General features: G+C 53.8%; 20 protein-coding genes. 17 read left to right on the top strand and 3 right to left on the bottom strand.

Annotation, left to right across the window (positions count from 1 at the left end):
* Window positions 1-178: 178 nt before the first annotated feature.
* Together OU789_RS06940 and miaA are read right to left on the bottom strand one after the other, a co-directional pair.
* The gene (locus OU789_RS06940; protein ID WP_274654407.1) at window positions 179-1,030 is read right to left on the bottom strand and encodes an AraC family transcriptional regulator; all 852 of its coding nucleotides are present in this window, start codon (window positions 1,028-1,030) and stop codon (window positions 179-181) included.
* A 233-nt stretch (window positions 1,031-1,263) separates the two neighbouring features.
* Window positions 1,264-2,145, bottom strand: a complete 882-nt coding sequence (gene miaA, locus OU789_RS06935; protein WP_274654405.1) for a tRNA (adenosine(37)-N6)-dimethylallyltransferase MiaA — start codon at window positions 2,143-2,145, stop codon at window positions 1,264-1,266.
* Between the two features lie 137 nt (window positions 2,146-2,282).
* On the opposite strand from miaA, the gene pyrH reads away from it, so the two are divergent.
* From pyrH to lpxB, 13 genes are all read left to right on the top strand, one after another.
* The gene (gene pyrH, locus OU789_RS06930) at window positions 2,283-3,032 is read left to right on the top strand and encodes a UMP kinase (RefSeq protein ID WP_263953120.1); all 750 of its coding nucleotides are present in this window, start codon (window positions 2,283-2,285) and stop codon (window positions 3,030-3,032) included.
* A 45-nt stretch (window positions 3,033-3,077) separates the two neighbouring features.
* A complete protein-coding gene (gene frr, locus OU789_RS06925) occupies window positions 3,078-3,644 on the top strand; it encodes a ribosome recycling factor (RefSeq protein WP_274654400.1) in 567 nt (188 codons plus the stop codon).
* 24 nt (window positions 3,645-3,668) lie between these two features.
* Window positions 3,669-4,388: an isoprenyl transferase gene (locus tag OU789_RS06920; RefSeq protein WP_446719159.1), complete on the top strand. Its 720-nt coding sequence runs from the start codon at window positions 3,669-3,671 to the stop codon at window positions 4,386-4,388.
* On the top strand, window positions 4,385-5,098 hold the full coding sequence (locus tag OU789_RS06915) for a phosphatidate cytidylyltransferase (protein WP_274654396.1): 714 nt from the start codon (window positions 4,385-4,387) through the stop codon (window positions 5,096-5,098). The genes OU789_RS06920 and OU789_RS06915 overlap by 4 nt, the downstream gene beginning before the upstream one ends.
* A gap of 1 nt (window position 5,099) precedes the next feature.
* A complete protein-coding gene (gene dxr, locus OU789_RS06910; RefSeq protein ID WP_274654394.1) occupies window positions 5,100-6,290 on the top strand; it encodes a 1-deoxy-D-xylulose-5-phosphate reductoisomerase in 1,191 nt (396 codons plus the stop codon).
* 39 nt (window positions 6,291-6,329) lie between these two features.
* Window positions 6,330-7,667: an RIP metalloprotease RseP gene (rseP, locus tag OU789_RS06905; RefSeq protein WP_274654392.1), complete on the top strand. Its 1,338-nt coding sequence runs from the start codon at window positions 6,330-6,332 to the stop codon at window positions 7,665-7,667.
* 80 nt (window positions 7,668-7,747) lie between these two features.
* Window positions 7,748-7,870, top strand: a complete 123-nt coding sequence (locus OU789_RS06900; protein WP_263953126.1) for a hypothetical protein — start codon at window positions 7,748-7,750, stop codon at window positions 7,868-7,870.
* Window positions 7,871-8,009: 139 nt separating this feature from the next.
* The gene (gene bamA / locus OU789_RS06895) at window positions 8,010-10,394 is read left to right on the top strand and encodes an outer membrane protein assembly factor BamA (RefSeq protein ID WP_274654390.1); all 2,385 of its coding nucleotides are present in this window, start codon (window positions 8,010-8,012) and stop codon (window positions 10,392-10,394) included.
* 1 nt (window position 10,395) lies between these two features.
* Window positions 10,396-11,118 carry an OmpH family outer membrane protein gene (locus tag OU789_RS06890; protein ID WP_274654388.1) on the top strand — a complete coding sequence of 241 codons (723 nt, stop codon included), beginning with the start codon at window positions 10,396-10,398 and terminating at the stop codon, window positions 11,116-11,118.
* 127 nt (window positions 11,119-11,245) lie between these two features.
* Window positions 11,246-11,710, top strand: a complete 465-nt coding sequence (gene fabZ, locus OU789_RS06885; RefSeq protein ID WP_263953129.1) for a 3-hydroxyacyl-ACP dehydratase FabZ — start codon at window positions 11,246-11,248, stop codon at window positions 11,708-11,710.
* A 3-nt stretch (window positions 11,711-11,713) separates the two neighbouring features.
* On the top strand, window positions 11,714-12,511 hold the full coding sequence (gene lpxA / locus OU789_RS06880; protein ID WP_263953130.1) for an acyl-ACP--UDP-N-acetylglucosamine O-acyltransferase: 798 nt from the start codon (window positions 11,714-11,716) through the stop codon (window positions 12,509-12,511).
* Entirely contained in the window at window positions 12,512-13,366 is an 855-nt protein-coding gene (locus OU789_RS06875) for an LpxI family protein (RefSeq protein WP_274654385.1), read from the top strand.
* Complete coding sequence (lpxB, locus tag OU789_RS06870) at window positions 13,363-14,529, top strand: lipid-A-disaccharide synthase (RefSeq protein ID WP_274654383.1); 1,167 nt, start codon at window positions 13,363-13,365, stop codon at window positions 14,527-14,529. The genes OU789_RS06875 and lpxB overlap by 4 nt, the downstream gene beginning before the upstream one ends.
* Here lpxB and mnmA read toward each other — a convergent pair.
* Complete coding sequence (mnmA, locus tag OU789_RS06865) at window positions 14,526-15,671, bottom strand: tRNA 2-thiouridine(34) synthase MnmA (protein WP_274654381.1); 1,146 nt, start codon at window positions 15,669-15,671, stop codon at window positions 14,526-14,528. The two genes, lpxB and mnmA, sit on opposite strands and share 4 nt — an antisense overlap.
* Before the next feature lie 126 nt (window positions 15,672-15,797).
* Between mnmA and sciP the strand changes: the two genes are divergently transcribed.
* From sciP to recG, 4 genes are all read left to right on the top strand, one after another.
* Window positions 15,798-16,076, top strand: a complete 279-nt coding sequence (sciP, locus tag OU789_RS06860; RefSeq protein ID WP_263953134.1) for a CtrA inhibitor SciP — start codon at window positions 15,798-15,800, stop codon at window positions 16,074-16,076.
* A 94-nt stretch (window positions 16,077-16,170) separates the two neighbouring features.
* Window positions 16,171-16,884: a response regulator transcription factor CtrA gene (ctrA, locus tag OU789_RS06855; RefSeq protein ID WP_263953135.1), complete on the top strand. Its 714-nt coding sequence runs from the start codon at window positions 16,171-16,173 to the stop codon at window positions 16,882-16,884.
* An 81-nt stretch (window positions 16,885-16,965) separates the two neighbouring features.
* Window positions 16,966-19,080: an NAD-dependent DNA ligase LigA gene (gene ligA / locus OU789_RS06850; RefSeq protein ID WP_274654379.1), complete on the top strand. Its 2,115-nt coding sequence runs from the start codon at window positions 16,966-16,968 to the stop codon at window positions 19,078-19,080.
* A complete protein-coding gene (gene recG, locus OU789_RS06845) occupies window positions 19,077-21,167 on the top strand; it encodes an ATP-dependent DNA helicase RecG (RefSeq protein WP_274654377.1) in 2,091 nt (696 codons plus the stop codon). The genes ligA and recG overlap by 4 nt, the downstream gene beginning before the upstream one ends.
* Window positions 21,168-21,209: the final 42 nt, after the last annotated feature.

The raw sequence follows: 21,209 nt of genomic DNA, 5'->3' as shown, positions 1-21,209 counted from the left end.
TATTGATGCCGCGTGACAGTGTGTTTTTCCTTATGAGTTTAAGGGTGCACGTATAATTGGGCGCGTCAACAGCGGGGACAGGCATTTCAAGTCACAAAAGCGACATGAAACCTGCCAAAAAACGACAATTGCCAAGCAGACAAGGGGCCGGAGGAGGATTTGAAAAGTCCGGAAAAAATCAGTTGTCGCGACGGAAACTTGAGGGCGTGCAGCCGATGTGGTGCTGGAAGGCGCGGGTGAAATACGCCGCAGAGCGGAACCCGAGCGCCTCGGCGACGTCTTGGATTGGCTCTTCTGTTTCCACAAGGCGACGGCGCGCTTCAAAGAGAACGCGATCATTCAAAAGCGCAGAAGCAGGACGGCCGCAGGCTTTGTTACAGACACGTGTGAGATGCGTTGGTGTAACGCCAAGCGCGTCGGCGTAGTCATTGATCGTCATCCCCTCGGCGTAGTGTTTTTCGACCATTTCGGAGAAGCGCGCGGCGAGGCGTTGGCCGGAATCGGCGCTGTTGTCATTGAGGTCGGCCAAGAGGCTTTGGCGTTGAAGCCAAACAGTTAGAAGCCCTGTGTGATAGGCCATGGCGCGGCGACGTTCTGGGCGATTTCCCTCAATTTCGCGCTGCAGTGCTTCGAGCAATCCTGTCAACTCGCTCTGGGGGGCGGTTTCGCGAATGCGCAGGTGCATGTTTTTCTGGGGTAGGGAGATGCCATCGAGCGGCGGAATAAACAGTGCGGACCCAAAGACTTGTGTCGAAACCTCAAAGCCGTGCATGACGCCTGCAGGAATGAAAATTGCGTTATGTGCACCATAGCCGCGCGTGACACCGCCTACGGTGATGCGGCCTTGGCCGCGTGTGAACCACAGGAACACCGAGCTTGAATAGCTCCGCATCGCCTCAACCCGCCAACGGCCACCCTTTGCCAGTTGCGGGATGGGTGTCATCCGCACTTCAGGTTCAGGCCGCGCAATCCGCTCCGCAAGTTCGGAGGGAGTCATGATGTGAGGTGAATTGGTCGCAATTTGAGTCATGTCACAAGTCCGTTGTTTTTAATCGCAGGCAGCATTTCCGTAAGCAGACACAGAAATTGCGACATTCAAGTATTTGATCTGATTGTGAATACCGGGCGAGGGAGACACGCGAGATCGGTCGTATGTTCGTTGCTGACAAGTTTGACGCAGCATTCCGGCAATCCCAAAAGGAAAATGTCGGAAAAGGACAATTCAGCGCGAGTTATCCACAACCGTGACACGAAGGACGCGAACTAAACGGGAACATAGGGGTACCAGTGCTTCATCTTGCTCCGGAACCATGTGCGTTGGCGCTTGGCATATTGGCGACTGGCAATGATCGCGGCTTCGATGGCCTCATCCAACGTGTGTTCGCCGCGCAGATAACCAATCAACTCCGGCGCGCCAATGGCCTTGCTAGAAAGGTAGTTCGGATCAAAGGTTGGCTCCATTGCGCGGGCCTCATCCAAAGCGCCTTGCTCGATCATTTGGTTAAACCGCCGCTCGATTCGGTCGTTGAGCCAGTCTTTCTCTGCCTGCATTACAATTGGAGTCGCCGCTTCAATCGGCAAGAGCGGGGGCGGTGTATCGTCCTGCCACGCGGCCAACCCACGACCCGTTGCGGTTAACACTTCCCAAGCGCGCTGAACACGCATGGGGTTTTGCGTATCGATGCGGCTTGCGGTTTCGGCGTCGAGCTCTGCTAAAAGCGCCTCAAACCCTTCGGCGTTTTTGCGGGTATCCGCCAATTGCCTCACTTCGGCTGGAGTTTCCGGTATTTCCACAAGTCCTTGAGTGAGGGCCAGAAAATACAGGCCTGTGCCACCAACAATAATCGGCCGCGCATTCCCCGTTCCTTGCAAATAGGGCGTCACATCGCGCAACCAATGGCCAACGGAATAATTCGCGTCAAATGGCACATGCCCATAGAGATAGTGCTGCGCCTTGGCGAGGTCTTCGGCAGGAGGGCGTGCGGTCAGGATGTTCCAGCCATCAAAAACCTGAAGCGCATCGGCGTTCACAATGACGCCGCCGTGTCGCTCGGCAATTTCAAGGGCCAATGCCGATTTACCCGAGGCCGTCGGACCGGCAATCAACACCGGTTTGTCAGCGGGAATTTCGGGAAGGGCCTGCATATTGATTGCCTTGCTTTGCGAGATACTCGGGTTTTCGCTCAAATTGCACGGGAGACGGTGGTTTAGCCGTTGAACCCGCGTCCGTTTTGAGACATTTTGCCCCCTAAAGCAAACACACAAATTATAGGGGATGCGGGATGAGCGAAGCACAAACAGAAAGCAGCGCCCAAAGCGCGGAGCCTGCGTTCAAGCGGGTGATGCTGAAGATTTCCGGCGAAGCGCTGATGGGCGACCAAGGTTTTGGACTTCATCCCCCAACCGTTGAGCGGATCGCGCGTGAAGTCAAAACGTGCCACGACCTTGGCGTGGAAATTTGCATGGTCATTGGCGGCGGCAACATTTTCCGCGGGCTTCAAGGTTCCGCGCAAGGGATGGAGCGCACAACGGCTGACTACATGGGAATGCTCGCCACTGTGATGAACGCACTTGCGATGCAGAGCGCGCTTGAAGGGCAGGGCATCCATACTCGGGTGATTTCGGCCATTCCGATGGATCAGGTCTGTGAGCCATATATCCGCCGCCGCGCCGTGCGCCACCTAGAGAAAAAACGTGTTTGTATCTTTGCGGCCGGAACGGGCAACCCCTATTTCACAACGGATACCGCTGCGACCCTGCGCGCAAACGAGATGTCTTGCGAGGCGATCTTTAAAGGCACCAAGGTTGACGGTGTCTATGACAAAGACCCTGCCAAGAACGACGATGCCGTGCGCTATGACAACGTGTCTTATGATGATGTTTTGCAGAAGCGCCTTGGGGTTATGGACGCCAGCGCAATCGCACTCGCGCGGGACAACAACCTGCCGATTATCGTATTCTCGCTGGACGAGCCTGGTGGCTTCAAAGGAATCCTTGCCGGTGAGGGCACCTATACAAAGGTTGCTGGATAGACGTATAACGGAACGAACCGCCAGAATAAGAGAAAAGAGTGGACTATGGCCGACGAAGAATTTGAAATTGACATGGATGACCTTGAACGCCGGATGGACGGCGCCATGGGGGCGTTGCGTTCGGAGTTTGCATCGCTTCGCACAGGCCGCGCCAGCGCAAGCATGCTCGATCCGGTGATGGTTGACGCCTATGGCTCGAAAACACCAATCAATCAGGTCGGAACCGTCAACGTTCCGGAGCCGCGCATGGTCACTGTGAACATTTGGGACAAGGCGCTGATCGGCCCTGCGGAGAAAGCCATTCGTGAAAGCGGTCTGGGCATTAACCCGCAACTCAACGGCACGATCATTATGTTGCCAATCCCCGAGCTGAACGAAGAGCGCCGCCGCGACCTAACACGCGTTGCCGCGCAATACGCCGAAAACGCCCGTGTATCCGTGCGCAACGTGCGTCGTGACGGGATGGACCAGCTCAAGAAAGCCAAGAATGACGGCATGAGCGAGGACGATCACAAGATCTGGAGTGATGAGGTTCAGGATCTAACCGATAAATACATCTCCAGCATCGACAGCGCGCTTGAAGCGAAACAAGCCGAGATTATGCAGGTTTGACCTTTATTTCGAAAGGTGGCCCGCGTGCCCCAATCAATTGAAAACGGCCCTGAACATGTTGCCATCATTATGGATGGCAATGGGCGGTGGGCGCAGAAACGCGGGCGGCCGCGGCTTTTCGGACATCACGCGGGTGCGAAACGTGTTCGCGAGATCGTTGAAGCCTGTCCCGAACATGGGGTCAAATACCTGACGATTTTCGCGTTCTCGACAGAGAATTGGAAGCGTACACAGAGCGAGGTGGCAGGCTTGATGAGCCTGTTCCGCCGTTACATCCAGCGCGAGACACGAGAGCTCGTGGAAAAAGGTGTCTGCGTGCGCTTTATCGGTGATCGGCGACAGCTTGATCCGAAGTTGCAGAAGCTGATGGACAACCTCGAATATCTGACCAAAGACAACACATTGGTGAACCTCACCATTGCGCTGAACTATGGCGGGCGCGATGAGGTGGCCCGCGCGATCAAGAAACTGGCGCAAGATGTTGCGGGAGGCGATCTTGATCCGGAAACGGTCGATGAATCGACGCTAACGCGTTATCTCGATACGCATGTTTTACCAGACCCGGACCTCGTGATCCGCACGTCTGGAGAGGCTCGGATCAGTAACTTCCTTCTTTGGCAGTCGGCCTATTCCGAGTACGAATTTATCGAAACACTTTGGCCTGATTTCACGCGTGATGTTTTCGCCGAGACTTTGGCCAAATACGGAACTCGCGAGCGCCGTTTCGGAGCGGTTTTGACATGAACGAATTACCGAAATCCAAGACAAACTGGTCTGATCTCGCGCCGCGCACGTTATCTGCGATTGCGATGGTGATAATCGCTGGCGGGGCGACGTGGGCTGGCGGCATTTGGTTTGTTGCGCTTCTTGTCGGGATTGCCGGTGCGATGCTCTGGGAACTCTGGCGCATGATGCGCGGGGCGCTTGCCGAAGGGCGGGATCGTGCGCGCTTCGTGATCTATGCTGTGGCGATTGTGATCGCGGCGGCGTTCTTTATCTATGTGCGGCTCTTTGGTGGCGGCTTGCAAGCCACGGTGCAGCTTTTTGCGATTGTCGTAATCACAGATGTGCTTGGCTATTTTGCGGGGCGTACGCTCGGAGGCCCCAAGTTTTGGCCCCGCATTAGCCCCAAGAAAACATGGTCTGGAACCGTGGCCGGCTGGCTTGGAGCTGCAACGCTCGGCATCTCGGTAACGCAGTTTGAGACGCGCGATATTGTTCATAGTTTTCACCTTGAAACCATCGGTACGATCATCCTGTTCATCGCACTGTCTTTTGCCGCGCAAATGGGCGATATCGTCGAAAGCTCTTACAAACGTCGCTATGGCATTAAAGACAGCTCCAACCTCATTCCGGGACATGGCGGGTTTATGGACCGGTTCGACGGTATGGTTGGTCTTGGGTTTGTCGGCGGCATCGCCATGACAGTCGGCTCGTTGGTGGCCGGAGGCTGACATGCGGCGCGTTTCTGTATTTGGGGCGACGGGGTCTATTGGCCAGTCCACGCTTGATTTGATCGGCCGCGCGCCGGAGGCGTATCACGTTGTGGCGCTCACCGGTGGGCGCAATGTGAAAAAGCTTGCTGAAGATGCACGACGTTTGAATGCCGAGATTGCCGTGACAGGGTATGAGGCCTGTTTGCCTGCGCTCAAAGAGGCGCTTGCCGGATCGGGGATTGAAGCCGCCGCAGGTGAGCAAGCATTGCTCGAGGCAGCGGACCGTCCAACAGATTGGACCATGAGCGCGATTTTCGGCGCAGCGGGGCTCGCTCCTGGTTTGCGCAGCTTGCGCCATGGGGGCACGCTCGCTCTAGCCAATAAAGAAAGCCTTGTGACCGCAGGGCCGCTTCTATTGTCCGAAGCTGCCAAACATGGCGCTAAAGTTTTACCGGTAGATAGTGAGCACTCAGCAGTGTTTCAGGCGCTGGTGGGCGAGGATATTGCCCATGTCGAGCGCGTGATTATTACGGCAAGTGGCGGCGCACTCCGAAGCTGGCCCAAGGAAAAGCTGGCCACGGCCACGGTCGCAGACGCCAGCGCACATCCCAATTGGGACATGGGCCAACGCATCACAATTGACTCCGCTTCGATGTTCAACAAAGCGATGGAGCTTATTGAGGCTAAAGAGTTTTTCGGTTTCAGGCCTGACCAAATCGAGGTGCTCGTACATCCCCAGAGCCTCGTGCATGCGCTTGTTGGGTTTAATGACGGCGCGTTGATGGCTCATGTGGGGCCGAGCGATATGCGGCACGCAATTGGTTATGCGCTCAACTGGCCAGAGCGCGCGCATCTCCCTGTTGAGCGGCTTGACCTTGCGAAGATCGGCCAGCTTGATTTTGCCGCTCCCGATTTCGAACGGTGGCCCGCGCTGACACTTGCGCATCATGTGATGGAGCGGGGCGGGCTATCTGGAACGATATTCAATGCGGCAAAGGAAACTGCGCTCGATCTCTTTATCGCGGGGGAAATCGGCTTCCAGGATATGGCGCGTTTGGTTGAGCGCGTTTTGCAGAATTTCTGGGCAGAGGAGCCTTCCGCAACGAATGGTCATAATAATGCCGTGATCCCTCTGGAAAACACGCTGGAATATGACCAGATTGCACGAATTCGCGCGCGAGAAATCGCGCCGGAGTTAACGGCAGGATAATCGGCAGAGCGCCGACCGAATTTAAAACGAGGACGACTCTTGGATTTATCAACGTTTTTACCATCGCTTGGCGGCGGGCTGGCGACATTTGTTGCCTTTGTTGTGGTGCTTTCGATTATCGTGGCGATCCATGAATACGGCCATTACATCGTTGGCAAATGGTCGGGCATTCATGCGGATGTGTTTTCGCTTGGCTTTGGCAAAGTGCTCTTTTCGCGAGTCGATAAGCACGGCACCAAGTGGCAGGTCGCGGCGCTGCCGTTTGGTGGCTACGTCAAATTTGCCGGTGACGCCAATGCGGCGAGTGCCGCTGATCCGGAGGCGCTCACGGGGCTTTCGGAGCGTGAAAAGCGCCGCACGATGCAAGGCGCACCGTTGTGGGCAAGAACAGCAACCGTTGCGGCGGGGCCTTTGTTTAACTTTGCCCTGTCCATTGTAATTTTTGCGGCCATGGCGCTCGCAACCGGCGTTAGTAAAGAGCCTCTGACCGTTGGAGAGATATTGCCGCTGCCGCAAGGAAGTGCGGAATTGCGGAGTGGTGACGTTTTGCTCGGGGTTGAGGAAATCGGCCTTGAGGGCGAAGAAACCTTGATTGCGGCCTTGAGAGATTTGCCACGAGACGAGCCGTTCCTGACGTATGCGATCGAGCGTGACGGAACGCCGATGAGCATCCTCGGTCCACACCTTCAACCACCACGCGTTCAGAATGTATCGCCGCAAAGTGCTGCGTTGGCCGCGGGTATTGAAGAAGGTGACGTTATCCTGCGCCTTAACGATACACCGATCGCCACCTTTGAGCAGATGATTCCGATTGTCGAAGCCTCTGGCGGGCAGGAAATCGCTGTTGATCTGTGGCGCGACGGGGAGGAGATCAGCCTGACCCTCACACCAAAGCGCACCGACATTCCCGATGCGGACGGCGGATTTGAAACCCGTTACCTTATGGGCGTAAGCAGCGGCCTTGCCTTTACACCAGCAACCGAAAGCGTGGGGCTTTTTGAGGCCGCTGAGATCGGCGTGATGAGCACCTATGGCGTGATCAAGCTGTCTCTGTCTGGAATGTACCACCTTGTGACGGGCGCAATCTCTACCTGTAACATCGCCGGGCCGCTTGGCATTGCGCAAGCAAGCGGGCAGGCGGCAAGTGGTGGATTTATGGATTTCGTTGGCTTTATTGCCCTGATATCGGCGGCAATCGGATTGATGAACCTGTTCCCCATTCCGGTTCTCGATGGCGGTCATCTGGTGTTTTACGCTTATGAAGCCGTATTCCGCAAACCTCCTAGTGATGGCGCGATGCGGATATTGATGTCATTCGGGCTTGTTCTGATCCTGTCGCTTATGACGCTGGGGCTCACGACGGATATCTTCTGTTAAGGCAATTTTGCCGAAATTGCCCAATTTGTGCCATATTCGATTGCTACATCTTCGGGTGATAGAAATGGATGAGGTACGTCATGCAGACTTTGACAGCCGGATATCGTGGTCTTTCGCTCCTTGTTGGGCTGAATCTTGATCGGATCATCGCACTTGGTGTGATTGCAGGATCTCTAGCGGTCGGAGCGTATTTCGCTTCGTAGGACACGCCTGCGCGACCCAAATATTTTTATCAAAACGAGAACAAGCGTCCTTCCGGGGCGCTTTTTCATTTTTGACTCAAAGGGCATTTCACGCTAAGTCAGGTTCATAGTAAAAAACATAAAAAATGGACGGGGGCCAATGAGCGGATTTGTTGCGGCTGTGGGGACACACGCCAAGAGCGGCGCAGGACAGGCGATTTCAGCTTGGATGCGACGTTTTGCAGCTTTAGTTTTTCTGTGCGTATCAGTTGTTTACACCGTTGCACCAACGGCAGCACAGGCGCAAAACTACACTTTCAGCAACGTGCAGATCGACGGAGCGATCCGTGTAGATCAGGCCACCGTGATCAGTTATCTGGGAATCGAGCGCGGAAAGCCGGTCTCAACCAGCGAGTTGAACGACGGTTACCAGCGGCTCGTGCGCTCAGGTCTGTTCGAAACTGTGGAGATTACGCCACAGGGGAACACGCTTCGTGTTCAGGTTCGGGAATGGCCGACAATCAATCAGATCAACATCGAAGGCAACAAGCGCCTCAAAGATGACGTGCTGCTTGAAGTGGTCCGTTCGCAACCGCGCCTTGTGTACAACCCCACATTGGCGGAGCAGGATGCGTTCTCGATCACCGAGGCCTATGAGGTTTCTGGGCGACTTGCTGCAACAGTGACTCCAAAGATCATCCGCCGTTCTGACAACCGCGTTGACCTTGTCTTTGAAGTGACAGAAGGCAAAACCGTTGAGATTGAGCGCTTGAGCTTCCTTGGCAACCGTGCCTATTCAGACCGTCGCCTGCGTCGTGTTTTGGAGACAAAGCAAGCCGGCTTGCTTCGGACCTTCGTTCAAGCAGACACTTTCGTTGCCGACCGCATCGAGTTTGACAAGCAGATCCTCAAGGAATTCTACAACGACAACGGTTATATTGATTTCCAGACACTATCTGTAACGAGCGAGCTTGCCCAAGAGCGCGATGGCGTCTTCCTGACGTTCCGCATTCGTGAAGGTCAGCAATTCCGAGTAGGCAGAGTCTCTGTTGTGTCGGAAATTCCGGAAGCAGATCCAGCCGATTTTCAGAGACAGAACCGTTTGCGTTCAGGCAAGGTTTACTCGCCATTGACGGTTGAAGCATCTGTGACACGCATGGAAAATCTCGCACTTAAGAAGGGATATTCCTTCGTGCGGGTTGAGCCTCGTATTACACGCAACAGCCGCAATCGCACGCTTGATATCCAGCTTGCGCTTGTTCGTGGTCCACGTGTGTTCGTGGAGCGGATCGACATCGAAGGCAACACAACAACGCTTGACCGTGTGATCCGTCGCGAATTCCGCACCGTAGAGGGAGACCCTTACAACCCGCGTGAAATTCAGCAGGCTCAGGAACGCATCGAAGCGCTTGGTTACTTCGCAACAACTGACGTCAGCACCCGTGAGGGCAGTAGCCCGGATCGCGTTATTGTCGATGTTGATGTTGAGGAAACAACGACTGGTACATTGGGGCTTGGCCTTGCCTATAGCACCAACGACGGCTTCGGTATCAACGCGACCTATGACCAACGGAACTTCCTTGGTCGTGGGCAGCGTCTTGGACTTGGTATCAGTACGGCATCTCAACAGAACAGCTATCGGTTCAGCTTCTATGAACCAAGCATCTTTAGCCGTGAACTCGGTTTCGGGCTTGATCTGAGCTATGTGAACAACCAAAACAACAACCTGTTTTATAAGACAACAACAGGTAAATTCCGGCCGTATCTCGACTTCCCCGTGAGCGACCGTGGCCGTGTGCGGCTGAACTATGAGTATGAGAATACAGATGTGTATGACGTGGACCGCGATAACAGCTCGCGGATCATCGTGAAAGACGAAGGCCGCCGTCGCGATAACAGCATCGGTTACTATTATACCTTCGATACACGCCGCAGCAAAATTGACGAAGACCTCAGCTTCGTTGCTCGCTTCGGTCAGGATTTCGGCCTGAACGACGTTAATCCATTTGTACGATCCACTGCACTTGTTGGGATGCAAACAACCATCTTTAACGATCTCATCACTATTCGCGCCGTTGCAGAAGGTGGCGCCATCGGTGTCTTCGACGGCGGCAGCACGAAGGTTGTCGATCGCTTTTACATGGGCACCAATGTGATGCGTGGCTTTGAAAGCTACGGTATCGGCCCTCGTGATCTCAATGTGCCGAACGAAGACGCCTTGGGCGGTAACATGTATGCTGTGATGCGTCTTGAAGCGGACTTCCCGATTGGTATTCCTGAGGAATACGGGATTTCAGGCGGTGTGTTCCTTGATGTAGGCTCGGTTTGGTCCTTGGATGATACAAACGGTGGTCCTGCCAACGGCGCTTGTCCGGTTGCTGACTGTACCGTGGATGATTCCATGCGCCTACGATCTGTGGTCGGTTTCGCGCTCTATTGGGACACGCCAATTGGTCCTTTGCGCTTTAACTTCACCAAGGCGTTGCAGAAAGAAAGCTATGACAAGGAACAACAGTTCGAATTCACGATCTCGACAGAGTTCTAAGATGTTTCAGCTTAATACGGCATGTCGCGGTTTCCTAACGGGGGCCGCGCTTTGCGTTTTCCTGTCGTCAATACCTTCGTTCGTCTTTGCTCAGGCGCAAGAAACGGACGAGACTTCTTTGCAAACCACCGAACAGGTTGACGCACTTGCGAGCAGCCCCGAGGAGGAAGCAAACGCTCCCGAAACTGCGCCAGCACAGGGTTTTCGCCCGATCGAGTTTTCGACGGGGACGCCTTTAAATGCGGCTGTTGCAGGCGGCGGCGTTAACGGGGCAGGGTTTGTTATTCTCAATCAGGATCGACTGTTCTTTGAATCGGCCTATGGGAAACGCGCGCTTGAGGAATTGCAGGAGCAAGCCCGTGCGTTACAATCGGAAAACAGCACCCTAACGCAGGACCTAGAAGCCGAGGAAAACGAGCTTGCGCAGAACCGCAGCAATATGGAGCCTGACGAGTTTCGCCGCCGTGCCGATGCATTTGACGAGAAGGTTCAAGCCATCCGCGCGGCCCAAGACCGTAAGCTTCAAGAACTGGGAGAGCAGGAAGAAGTGGCGCGCAACAACTTTGCCCGTGCCATTGTTCCAGTTCTTCAGGCCATCCTGAAAGAGCGGGGCGCGGCCGGCATTCTTGATTCTCGGGTTGTCTTGTTGCCTTCGCCAGATATCAATATCACAGACGATGCAATCCGCCTTGTAGATCAAATACTTGGCGACGGCTCTGAATAACGAAAATTCATCAAATATACGTTTTGAAACACGCCTGATTTAAGAGGAATCATGCAACGCCTATTGATGCGCTGCACCTCGCTTGATACTCAGGGAAAACATTTTTCGCGGTGCGAGAGGAGACCCCATGCAGTCCAAACACATGACCGAAGCCGATCTGGATATTATTCAGCGGATCATTCCGCACCGTTATCCCTTCCTGTTGATCGACAAAGTGGTTGATGTGGATCCGGGCAAAAGCGCCGTCGGAATCAAGAACGTCACCTATAACGAGCCGCATTTTCAGGGTCACTTCCCGGGTGCGCCGATTATGCCGGGTGTCACGATCATTGAATCTATGGCGCAATCGGCTGCGGTTCTCGTCGGGTTGTGGCTGGAGATGGTGGATAAGCCCTTGTTGGTTTATTTCATGTCCGTTGATAACGCCAAGTTCCGCCAAAAGGTTGTTCCTGGTGATGTACTGGAATTGCACGTTACGGTGAAAAAGGCGCGCGGCATGATCTGGCTGTTCCATGGCGAAGCCAAAGTCGACGGCAAGGTTGTTGCCGAAGCCGAGTTCAAAGCGATGATCGATCTGCAAGGTGAGGACTAATCCTTGAGCATTGACCCATCCGCAGAGATTCACCCGAGCGCGGTTATCGAAGAGGGCGCGGTCATCGGCCCCAAGTGCCGGATCGGGCCATTCTCTGTTATCGGGCCAAAGGTTACGCTTGGCACAGGGGTTATCGTCAAAAGCCACGTGGTTATTACCGGCTTAACCGAGATCGGTGACGAGACCGAGGTGTTTTCCTTTGCTTCAATCGGTGAGATTCCGCAGGACCTTAAGTTCGAGGGCGAGGAAACCCGCCTGATCGTCGGAAAACGCAATTCGATCCGCGAAGGCGCAACCATGAACACCGGTACCAAAGGTGGTGGTGGTGTCACGCGCGTGGGCGATGATTGTCTGTTTATGACTGGGGCGCATGTTGGCCATGACACCACGGTCGGCAATCATGTCATCCTCGCCAACCAAGCCGCTCTCGCAGGGCATTGCGAAATCGAAGACAACGTGATCATCGGTGGTCTTTCTGGCATCCATCAATGGGTGCGGATCGGCACCGGCGCGATCATCGGTGCGGTCACCATGGTGACGAATGATGTTATTCCTCATGGTCTTGTACAGGGGCCGCGTGGCGAGCTTGACGGGCTAAATCTCGTGGGGCTCAAGCGCAGAGGCGTGTCGCGCGCTGATATTTCCGCGCTGCGTGCAGCACTTCAAATGTTGCGACAGGGCGAAGGCGCCTTTCAAGACCGAGCTGAGCGTTTGGCCGAGGAAAGCGACAGCCCCTATGTTCAGGAAATCACGCGCTTTGTCTTGGGCGAAAGCGACCGTGGATTTTTGACGCCAAGCTAAATGAGCGAGGCGGGCAAAATCACAGGAGCCAAAACTGTCTCCGACACTGAACATGCCGCCACTGCGGGCCGTTTGGCCATTCTCGCTGGCGGAGGTCAATTGCCTGCTACGCTCGCGAAGTCTGATCCGGATGCCTTTACGGTTTCGTTCAAAGGCGCCCCGATTGATTTTGAAACGGCCTATACCGCCAGCTTTGAAAAGCTCGGCCGCCTGTTTAAGCGCCTTCATAAAGAGGGCGTGACACGCGTTGTTTTTGCTGGCGGTCTTGCGCGTCCTGCGCTCAATCCATTGCGGTTTGACGCGACGATGATCCGTCTCGCACCGCGCATTCTGGCGGCGATGAAAGGGGGCGATGATGCGCTCCTTCGGCTGGTGATTGAAGTGTTTGAGGCTGAAGGGTTCGCAATTGTTGGCGCTCATGATGTTGAACCAACCCTTCTTGCAACATTGGGTGTGATCTCCGGCTCTGAGCCAGATGAGCAATCTTTGCAGGACCTCGCGCGCGCAGGCGCAATCCTTGAAGCGCTCGCAGATGTTGATGTGGGGCAAGGCTGCGTGGTTGCCAACGGGTTGTGCCACGGGATCGAAACCATTCAAGGCACCGACGAGATGCTGCGCTTTGTGGCACGTTCCGATCTTGAAAGGTCCGGCATTCTGCTCAAACGCGCCAAGCGGGGGCAAGAGTTGCGGGTGGATATGCCTGTGATCGGGCCGCAGACGCTCAAGATGGCGCATCTGGCTGGTCTGGCGGGGATTTGCGTTCAGGCGGGCAAAGTGATGATTGTCGAGCGCGACGAAGTTCTGCGTCTTTCCGAGGATTATGGCATTTTCCTCTTTGGGGAGGCGGGCCCGTGAAGGTTTTTCTGATTGCCGGAGAACAGTCGGGCGACAAGCTTGGCGCGGCCTTGATGGTGGGGCTGAAAACTTTGGTGCCAGAAGTGGAGTTTCGCGGCGTTGCCGGCCCACAGATGCAAGCCGAAGGTATGGGTTCACTCTTTGATATGAGCGAGCTTTCGGTGATGGGGATAGCCGAAGTGCTGCCAAAATATCGGCACCTCAAGCGCCGTATCCGTGAAGTGGCCGAGGACGCTTTGGCATGGGAACCGGATGTAATCGTCTCAATCGACAGTCCCGATTTCTGCCTGCGCGTTGCGGCGATCGTTAAAGCCGCGCGCAATATTCCGACAGTTCATTATGTTGCGCCGAGTGTCTGGGCATGGCGCGAGGGGCGCGCGGCTAAAATGGCCAAGGTGATCGACCATGTGCTCGCGCTTTTGCCGTTTGAGCCGCCGTTGATGCAAGCTGCAGGGATGAGCTGTGATTTTGTCGGCCATCCAATTGTTGCCGAACCACAGGCCAGTTTCGAAGAGGCCGAGGCATTCCGTACCGCGCAGGGTATTGCATCAGATGCTCCGCTGATCCTTGCCTTGCCTGGATCACGGCGCGGCGAAATCGAGCGGCTTGGCCCGGTATTGGGTGAGGCTCTTGCACGGTCAGTCGCGGATATTCCCAACGCCCGCGTTGTACTTCCTGTGGCTAACGGCAAGTTGCCAATCGTTGAGCAGGTGGTTGCCCACTGGCCAGATACAATTGCGCCAATTCTGCTGGAAACATCCGCAGAGACAATTGCAGACAAGAGGGCGGCTTTTGTCGCGGCAGATGTGGCAATCGCGGCGTCCGGCACCGTATCGCTTGAGCTTGCAGCAGCGAGAACGCCAATGGTCATCGCTTATGACATGAATTGGTTCAGCCGAATGCTCATCGCACGCATGCTCAAGGTTGATACGGTCACCTTGGTCAATTTGGTGAGTGAACGGCGTGATGTGCCGGAGTTTCTGGGCAAAGACTGCCAACCAGAACCGATAGCAAATGCCGTCGTTGAAACTTGGCTTGCACCAGACAAACAGCGCGCGGCGATGGAGCTTGCGATGAAACGATTGGGCGAGGGGACTGATCCGGGTTTGCGGGCTGCGCAATCCGTCGTTGATGCTGTCTCGCGCCTTAAATCAAACGCCTAGTACCCGCGCCAAATCCAACCGCCACCGAAAATTCGTGTGCTCTCTGTATCGTAGAACACGCAGGCCTGTCCTGGAGACACGCCTTCTTCTGGTGATAGCAATTCGACAGTCGCTTCTGTTTCCGAGATCGGACGCAAGATCGCTTCGCGCGGCGGGCGTGTTGAGCGAACACGAACCGAAAGATGCCATTCCTCACGGCTGGTCATGGGTGCGTCATGAAGCCAGTTGATTTCACGAACCGGAATAGTCCGTGTGGCCAGTGCCGTTTTTGGCCCCACGACCACTTGCTTCTTATCCGCGTCTAGTTTCACAACGTAAAGCGGATCAGCCAAACCACCAATGCCAAGCCCGCGGCGTTGGCCGATTGTATAGTGGATCACACCTTTATGTTCGCCCAGTACGTTGCCTTCCAGATCAACAATCTGTCCTGGATCAGCGGCCTCAGGGCGCAGCTTTTCGATAACGCTGGCGTAGTTCCCGTTCGGCACGAAACAAATATCCTGGCTGTCCGGCTTATCCGCCACAACCAGCCCGTATTTCGAGGCAAGCTTGCGGGTTTCATCCTTGCTCGGCAAATGCCCAAGTGGAAAGCGCAGGTATTCAAGCTGTTCTTCGGTTGTCGAGAACAGGAAATAACTTTGGTCACGGTTTGAATCGGCAGCACTATGAAGCTCTGGCCCATTCGCGCCCATTTTACGCTGGATATAATGCCCCGTGGCCATGCAGTCGGCATCAAGGTCTTTGGCCGTTTCAAGCAAATCTTTAAACTTCACACGCTCGTTGCATCGGATACACGGCACAGGAGTTGCGCCAGCAAGGTATGAATCGGCAAACTCGTTGATTACGGCATCTTGGAAAATGTTCTCATAATCCAGCACGTAATGCGGAAAGCCCATTTCCTCGGCCACGCGGCGCGCATCGTGGATGTCCACGCCCGCGCAACATGCCCCTTTTTTGGCCAAAGCCGCGCCGTGATCGTAAAGCTGAAGCGTAACGCCAACCACGTCATAGCCTTCATCTGCGAGCATTGCCGCTACAACAGAGCTGTCCACGCCACCAGACATCGCAACCACAACCCGTGTTTCTGCGGGCGGTTTCGCAAAGCCTAGCGAGTTAAGCGGCGGTGTGTTGTCAAGAGCCATGTGTCGTTCCACTTCAAGAAGTCCAGCAGAATATAGGAAAATGCTAATTACTAACAAGGGGGCGTTTTCACCCTCCCTTAAGGGTGTTTGCTCAGATTGAACACCGGAAAATACGAGGGGAATCGCATGTTTTTGAAAAAAGTAGAGGGTCCAAGAGCCGTAACCCTACCGGATGGAAGTGTTTTATCGCGTGCAGACCTGCCGCCCGCCAACACCCGACGATGGGTCGCAAGTCGAAAAGCTGCCGTCGTACGGGGCGTTTTGCACGGTTTAATTCCATTAAAAGAAGCACTTTCAAAATATGGATTAAGCGAAGAGGAGTTCGATTCTTGGTGCGCTGCAATCGAACAACACGGAGAATCCGCCCTAAAATCCACGACTTTGCAAAAGTATAGACAACTTTAGGTTGTATTTAGCTAAGTTTCTGCAATGGTAACTTGTGGTTAACCAATTTTGGTCATGGTCCACTTGTGAGAAGGAAAAATAGCGGAGATTTAAAATGCGAGTCCTCTTGGTAGAAGACGATCCAACAACATCAAAAAGCATCGAAATGATGCTGACCCACGCAAACCTGAATGTGTATTGCACCGACCTCGGAGAAGAAGGGGTCGATCTTGCAAAGCTTTATGATTACGACCTGATCCTATTGGATCTAAACTTGCCCGATATGAACGGTCACGAAGTGTTGCGACAGCTGCGCCTCGCGCGGATTGATACGCCAATCCTCATTTTGTCTGGCGCGGATGATACCGAAAACAAGATCAAGGGTTTCGGATTCGGCGCGGATGACTACATGACGAAGCCATTCCATCGTGAAGAGCTGGTTGCGCGTATCCATGCAATCATCCGCCGCTCCAAAGGCCACAGCCAATCCATTATTAAAACTGGGAAAATCTCAGTCAACCTTGACGCAAAAACGGTCGATGTTGACGGAAAAACGGTTCACCTAACTGGCAAAGAATACCAGATGCTTGAATTGTTGTCCTTGCGGAAGGGAACAACCCTAACCAAGGAAATGTTCCTAAATCACCTTTATGGCGGCATGGATGAACCCGAACTCAAAATTATTGACGTGTTTATCTGTAAACTTCGCAAAAAACTCTCCGAGGCGACTGACGGGACCAATTATATCGAGACGGTGTGGGGCCGTGGATATGTACTTCGTGACCCGGAAGAAGCCAGCATGAAGGAGCCACTCGCCGTCGGCGCCTAAAAAACGCATTGCTTTCTCGCTCTCTCCTCTGGACTCTCTGGGGTAGGCCCTTAATTTGAGCTTACTTTCAGAGAGGACCGGATGACGGAAAAAGCTCCACACGACCTGTCGCGCGAAGAAGCGCAAATCGAGCTTCAACGGCTCGCCAAGATACTGGCGAAAGCTAATATCGACTATCATGGTGAAGACGCTCCTCAGATGAGTGACGCGGACTATGATAGGCTAAAGAAACGTAATCTTGAGATTGAAGAGCGTTTTCCTGACCTCAAACTTGAAAGCAGCCCTACCGAACAAGTTGGCGCCGCGCCAAGAGACGGTTTCGGAAAAATCAAGCACCGCCAGCGCATGCTTTCTCTTGCCAATGCGTTCTCGGATGAAGATGTTTTTGCTTTTGAGGAGCGTATCCGCAAATTCCTTGGCCTGGAAAAGCAGCCTCTAGAATTTACCGCAGAGCCCAAAATTGACGGCCTGTCTCTTTCGCTTCGCTACGAAAACGGAGAGTTGGTCTATGCCGCCACGCGCGGAGATGGCGAGATCGGGGAAAACGTCACCGAAAATGCCAAGACAATTTCAAATATCCCCAAAAGCTTAACCGACGCCCCCGAAGTGCTCGAAGTCCGTGGCGAGGTTTACATGAGCCATCGGGATTTCGAAGCGCTCAACAAACAACAAGACAAATTAGGCGAGAAACTGTTCGCCAACCCGCGCAATGCTGCGGCTGGTTCCTTACGACAATTGGATTCGTCGATCACTGCGTCCCGCCCTTTAATGTTCTTTGCTTATGCATGGGGTGAAACATCCGAACCGCTGGCGGTTACTCAGATGGAAGCGATCGAGCGACTAAAGAGTCTGAAATTTGATGTTAATCCATTTACCAAAGTGCTTCGCAATTCTCAGGAACTCATTGATCATTACCGTGTGATCGAACAGGCGCGTGCCGATCTGGATTATGATATCGATGGCGTGGTTTATAAGGTTAATGATCTCGCTTATCAAAACCGGCTGGGGTTTCGTTCAACCACACCGCGTTGGGCCATCGCACATAAATTCCCTGCTGAACTCGCCTGGACACATCTCGAGAAAATCGAAATCCAAGTTGGAAGAACCGGAGCGCTGTCACCTGTTGCTCGCTTAACGCCCGTAACCGTTGGTGGAGTCGTCGTCAGTAACGCGACGCTTCACAACGAAGATTACATCGCCGGACGCGGGAACTCCGGTGAAGAGATCCGCGGCGGCAAAGACCTGCGCGAAGGGGATTGGGTTCAGGTCTATCGTGCCGGCGATGTCATTCCAAAAGTGAGCGATGTTGATCTTGGGAAACGTCCCGAATCCGCTGTCCCATATCAATTCCCAACCGAATGCCCCGATTGCAAATCACCGGCGGTTCGCGAAGAAGGCGATTCTGTTAGGCGCTGCACGGGAGGATTAATCTGTCCCGCCCAAGCCGTTGAAAAATTGAAACATTTCGTCTCGCGTTCTGCGTTCGATATCGAAGGGCTTGGCGCGAAGCAGGTGGAGCAATTCTATAATGATGGTTGGATTTCTTCACCGGCTGACATTTTCACGTTGAAAGAACGCTTCTCAGAAGGACTTCAACAGCTTCGAAATCGCGAAGGGTGGGGAGAGAAATCTGCCTCCAAACTATTCGCAGCGATCGACGAGAAACGTGAAATTCCGTTGGGCAAATTGATCTTTGGTTTGGGCATTCGACATATCGGTGAAAATTCCGCGAACCTGATCGCGCGCCACTACAAGAATTGGGGCACCTTTTTCGACGCCGTTACCAGCGCAAATGTCGGCGACGGAGCAGAATGGGAAGACCTCTTGTCGATTGACGGGATTGGGCATGTTCTTGCGGAATCGCTTATTGAGACATTCAAGAATGATAAAGAACGGGCTGAGATCGAAAGGCTTGTTTCGTTTCTCAATCCGATACCTGTCGAAATTGCAGATACGGGAAATAGCGCCGTGCAAGGCAAAACGATTGTCTTTACAGGATCGCTAGAAAAGATGACCCGATCCGAGGCTAAAGCCAGAGCAGAGTCGCTTGGAGCAAAGGTTTCAGGAAGTGTTTCTGGGAAGACCGACCTACTTGTTGCTGGCCCTGGAGCAGGCTCAAAGGCAAAAAAAGCGGCAGACCTCGGGATCGAGACAATCAGCGAAGATGACTGGCTTGCTCTGATAGGCGACGCATGAGCTCGCGGCCGGAAGTTCTTTTCCCCTTATTCGCAGATTTGCAGAAGCTCCCCGGCGTGGGACCAAAATCTGCGTCAAACTTCAAGCAATTACAGGTCGAAAAACCGAAAGATCTCCTGTTCCTGTTGCCGCATTCAGGGATTGATCGATCTTTGCAGGAAACAGTCAAAGATGCGTTGCCCAATCACACCGTCACCGTTGTCGTTGAAACGCTTTCACATCAAGCGCCGCAAAGACGTGGCGGCCCGTATCGTGTTTTCGTGCGTGACAAACATTGCCAATTTCAGTTGGTGTTTTTCCATGCGCACCCAGATTACCTGGAGAAACTGCTTCCGGTCGGTAAGGAGCGGGTGGTTTCAGGAAAACTGGAAATATTCGACGGATCACCACAGATTTCGCACCCTGACTTGGTGGTTCCCACAGATAAGATCGAAGACATTCCGAAGTTTGAACCTGTCTATCCGCTAACGGCAGGGATAACGCAAAAACTTGTTCGCAAAGCGGTTGGCGGAGCAGTCGAGGCCGCTGTGCACCTCGACGAATGGATAGACCCAGGACTTTTGTCCGAACGGGGGTGGCCAAGTTGGCAGTCTGCGATTCAAAAGGTTCATGCTCCAGAGTCGCAAGACGACCTTAGTTCAGAGACATTGGATCGCCTTCGACTAGCCTATGATGAATTGTTTGCGCATCAGTTAACACTCGCACTCGCCCGTCAGGTTTCAAAAAAGAAAACCGGAATTTCTTCGCGAGGGACCGGAGCATTGTATGAGCAGGTTCTAAGGAATTTCGGTTTTCCGCCAACACAAGCTCAGACACGCGCGATAAAGGAAATCAACGAAGATCTTGCGGCACCTTTGCGGATGAACCGGTTATTACAAGGCGATGTTGGAGCGGGGAAAACCCTTGTGGCATTGGCCGCCATGTTAACGATTGTCGAGGCAGGCGGGCAGGCGGTCATGATGGCCCCGACAGAGATTCTTGCTCGCCAACACGCCGAAGCACTCGGCGAATTGTTAACAGGTATCGATGTTCAAGCGGAATTATTGACCGGACGAGATCGCTCGTCTGATCGCAAAAACAAGCTTGATCGTTTGAAATCAGGCGAGATCGACATCTTGGTTGGTACACACGCCGTGTTTCAGGATGATGTGGAATTTTCAGATTTGCGCCTAGCGGTTGTCGACGAACAGCATCGTTTTGGTGTTGCGCAACGCGCGAAACTTGGTGCCAAAGGTGCGAAATCTGATGTGCTTGTCATGACGGCGACGCCAATTCCACGCAGCCTTGCTTTGTCTCAGTATGGTGATTTGGACGTTTCAATTCTTGATGAAAAGCCAGCGGGACGGAAGCCAGTTTCGACGGTTATGGTGTCATCTGGTCGGCTTGATGAAGTTGTCTCGAAGTTGAAAGCCGCCGTCGCGGAGGGGAAGCAGTGCTATTGGGTTTGCCCGCTCGTTGAGGAAAGCGAAGTGGTTGATATGACCGCGGCGGAAGAGAGGTTTAAACGGTTACGCGCCGATTTGGGTGAGGACGTTGTCACCTTAGTGCATGGGCAAATGCCGCCCGCACAAAAAGATGCTGCAATGGCGGAGTTTGTGTCCGGTCAAAAGAAAGTTCTTGTTGCGACAACAGTTATTGAAGTCGGAGTGAATGTTCCTTCGGCAAGTATCATGGTCATTGAGCGGGCGGAAAGTTTTGGATTGGCGCAATTGCACCAGTTGCGTGGCCGTGTTGGACGAGGCTCTGAAAAGTCAACTTGCTTGCTAATGTATCAACCGCCGCTTTCGGAAACGGGGCGGCGGCGATTAGAAATTCTGCGTGAAACCGAAGATGGGTTCAAAATTGCCGAGGAAGATCTAGCGATCCGCGGAGCAGGGGACATGATCGGTACAGCGCAATCAGGTCTGCCGCGTTTTCGTATTGCGAACTTGGAGCGGCAAGCCGGTTTGATGGAAACGGCGCAAAAAGACGCCCGTAACCTACTTTCAAAAGACCCCACGCTTGAAAGCCCGCGCGGGCGGGCGGCACGCGTTCTTCTTTGGTTAATGGAACAAGATCGCGCAATTGGTTTATTATCAATAGGTTAGCTCAAATCTCTCTCCGAAAATGCCGTTTTGTTCACAAATGTT

It is taken from the genome of Halocynthiibacter sp. C4, assembly GCF_028823805.1.
GTDB classification, from domain to species: domain Bacteria; phylum Pseudomonadota; class Alphaproteobacteria; order Rhodobacterales; family Rhodobacteraceae; genus Falsihalocynthiibacter; species Falsihalocynthiibacter halioticoli.
Note: the sequence above shows the minus strand (reverse complement) of the source record. Positions and strands in the feature narration are given on the sequence as shown.